Here is a 3,393-nt window from a genome sequence, read left to right as displayed (position 1 = left end):
GGTGACGGCATCCTCGGTACCGGAGAAACTTCCGCAACTACTGGGGCAAATGGCAGCTTTACTTTCCCCAACTTGCCTGCTGGCACTTACAGCGTTCGGGAAGTTGTACCCGCCAACAGCCAACCAACTACTCCCAATCCGGTTGCAGTCACGCTGGCAGCAGGCCAAACTACTCCTGCTACGGTGAATTTCGGCAATCGATCGACACCCGCTGTACTCGGCAGCATTACTGGTATCAAATTTAACGATATTGACGGCAACGGCACTCAAGCAGCCGGAGAACTTGGTGTGCCCGGAGTCACTGTTTTCCTCGACACTAACAATGACGGCATTCTCGATGCCACAGAAACTTCGGCAACTACCGATGCTAACGGCGGCTTTACTTTCCCCAACTTAACCTCCGGTACTTACAACGTCCGGGAAGTCGTGCCACCATTCAGCCAGCCAACTACTCCCAATCCGGTTGCAGTGACTCTGACAGCAGGTGAAACGACTCCTGCTACAGTTAATTTCGGCAATAGCCTCCAGACGGGCACCATAACTGGCATTAAATTCAACGATACCAACGGTAACGGCACTCAAGATACCGGAGAAATTGGCATCCCTGGCGTCACGATTTTCCTTGACACTAACAACAACGGCAGTTCAGACACCGGAGAAACCCAAGTTACTACCGGTACCGATGGCAGCTACAGTTTCCCCAACCTGCAAACAGGCACTTACAACGTCGGGGAAGTGGTGCCGACAGGTTTTACACCAACCACCCCTAACCCCCGAACCGTTCCCTTAGATCCCGGTCAAACTTCCACTGCCAATTTCGGCAACCAACAAGTCCCGCCAACACCAACACCAACACCAACACCAACGCCGACTCCGACTCCGACTCCGCCTCCGACTCCGACTCCCGTCCAACAAAGCAGCATCAGCGGTCTTAAATTCAACGACGGCAACGGCAACGGTACTCGGGATGCGGAGGAAACTGGTCTTTCGGGATGGCAAATTTTCCTCGATGCGAACGGGAACAACTCTTTAGATTCGGGCGAAACTATTGTTACCACTGACAATTCTGGTAATTACAGTTTCAACAATCTCAATCCCGGCACCTACAATGTGCGGGAAGTCCAGCAGACTGCTTGGACGCAAACTACTGCTAATCCGGCGGCGGTTAATCTGGGTAGTGGCGCAAGTCAATCGAACGTTAATTTTGGCAATTTCCAAAATATTAGTATCTCCGGCAGCAAGTTTAATGACCTCAATAACAATGGGGTTTTGGATGCTCAAGAACCGCTCTTGCCGAACTGGCAAATCTTCCTTGACGCTAACAGCAATAACTCTTTAGATGCTGGAGAAGTTAATACTTCAACTGATAGTTTAGGAGGCTATAGTTTCGCTAATTTAGGACCGGGAACTTATCTAGTTAGGGAAGTAAATCAGCCTGGTTGGACGCAAACTACTGCCAATCCTGCTGATATTATTGCTGTCAGTGGCACTAATGTTAGCAATATTAACTTTGGCAATTCCTTCGCCCCAGTCCCACCAACACCACCACCAACACCACTACCACCGCAAGAAGGACAAGATGCTGACTGCATTTGTTCGCAAATTGTTTTACCCAGCGTTAGCAGTATTCCCGGCCCAAATTCTGTCACTAATAGCCGCAACGGTACTAACGGCAACGACAGTATTCTCGGCACTAATAACGGTGACGAAATAAATGGTTTTGACGGCGATGATTTGTTGGCAGGGTTGCGAGGCAATGATAATGTTTACGGGGGACTTAACAGTTCTTTCCCGGTTGGCCCCGATATAGACAGGGACTTGGTATTTGGCAATGAGGGTAATGATTACCTCAATGGAGTTGCTGGAGAGGATTTAATCTTTGCGGGCAAGAACGACGATGTTGTTTACGGCGGCAAAGATGACGACATTATTTTCGGCGACCAGGAGAGCGATACTTTAATTGGCGACCAGGGTAACGATACTATCTACGGGGGAACTATTAACCCCTTTGACCCTGATTTGACTGGCAACGATTTGGTGTTCGGTTTGGCGGGCGATGACTTCCTCAGCGGGGAGAAAAATCAAGATACGATCGCAGGCGGTGATGGTAATGATACAGTACGTGCCGGCAAGGGCGATGACTTAGTTGTCGGCGAATTGGGCAGCAACCTGCTGTTTGGCGATGAAGGCAGTGATACTATCTGTGGCGGCGAGGGGGAAGATACAGTGTACGGGGATATTGGTAGCCCTCTTCCTATTGGTTCTACTGGCGGAAAAGACCAAATATGTGGCGGTTTGGGCAACGATTTGCTGTTTGGCAATGAAGGTCAGGATACTGTCAATGGGGAGGTCGGGAACGATACTCTTTACGGCGGTAAGGATGAGGACAGTTTGCTGGGCAGTGCTGGGGACGACTTCTTGTTTGGAGATCAAGGGAATGATACTCTGATTGGAGGCACCGGGAACGATCGATTTATGTTGGGTATTGACCTCGGCAGCGAGACTATTTTAGACTTTCAATACGGTATCGATTCGATCGGCTTAATTGGTGGTCTGGATTTCTCCCAACTGAGCATTGTTGCTGAGAATAGTTCAACTCTCATCCGAGTTACGGGTTCCGGTCAACTTTTGGCAACTCTCAGCAATGTGCCTGCAAGCGTGATTACTGCCACAGATTTTGCTCTCCTCTAGTGCGATCGAGCTAATTAATTAGGTGAGAATATTGTAGGGATGATGGATTAAGAGACTATTGGCAAATAAAAAAAGGGTGAAACCAAACATCTTACTAGGGTGAAACCAAACATCTTACTACAAATTCCACGTTGTTTGTGAAGTAAACCCCTGATCCATGAATCCCCGTAGGGACAAGGCATTGCCTTGTCCCTACTACTTTATGAACCTGGAATACGCTGTATAATCATGGCAAATAAACTCTGATGACTGACGGGGTGACAACCCCGTCAAAAGCTTGATAAAATCAAGGACATAGCCCTCAAACCCTTCTGAAAGAATGTCCGCTTATTGCGTCTAATTTTCATCAATTCCGCAATAGTTGCATGGCAAAAATCCATCCCTACTACCCACAATTGACCATATAATCCAATCCAAAAACTACTATGACGGCGTTGCGCTCGTTTCCACTCAATCAGGCGACCGATGTATTTCTGAATTCCCATAAGCTTAAACTTACGTCCCTGTAAAATAGCGCAACTGTAAGCCAAAGCTATCAATAAAATTAAAGTTTTTAGGCGGTCATCACCAGCGTAGCTTTTTTCAAGATTATACCCTCCTGTTATACAGTCCTTAAACATTGCTTGGTAGTGCCCTGAAGGAAAGGATCAAGAGAATTAAACTTAATTCAAAGAAAGTAGGCGTTTAGAGTTGTAAATTAGC

At 47.6% G+C, this 3,393-nt stretch carries 2 protein-coding genes; one reads left to right on the top strand and one right to left on the bottom strand.

From position 1 onward, the window contains the following. Positions 1–2,691, top strand: a 2,691-nt coding sequence (locus tag QUA53_RS14465) for an SdrD B-like domain-containing protein (protein ID WP_333248927.1), incomplete at its 5' end; no start/stop codon positions are given. A 269-nt stretch (positions 2,692–2,960) separates the two neighbouring features. On the opposite strand, the gene QUA53_RS14460 is transcribed toward QUA53_RS14465, so the two are convergent. Then, complete coding sequence (locus QUA53_RS14460) at positions 2,961–3,311, bottom strand: hypothetical protein (RefSeq protein WP_333248923.1); 351 nt, start codon at positions 3,309–3,311, stop codon at positions 2,961–2,963. Positions 3,312–3,393: the final 82 nt, after the last annotated feature.

It is taken from the genome of Microcoleus sp. Pol12B3 (assembly GCF_036701355.1).
Classification (GTDB): Bacteria; Cyanobacteriota; Cyanobacteriia; order Cyanobacteriales; family Microcoleaceae; genus Microcoleus.
This window is presented reverse-complemented; position numbering and strand designations above follow the sequence as displayed.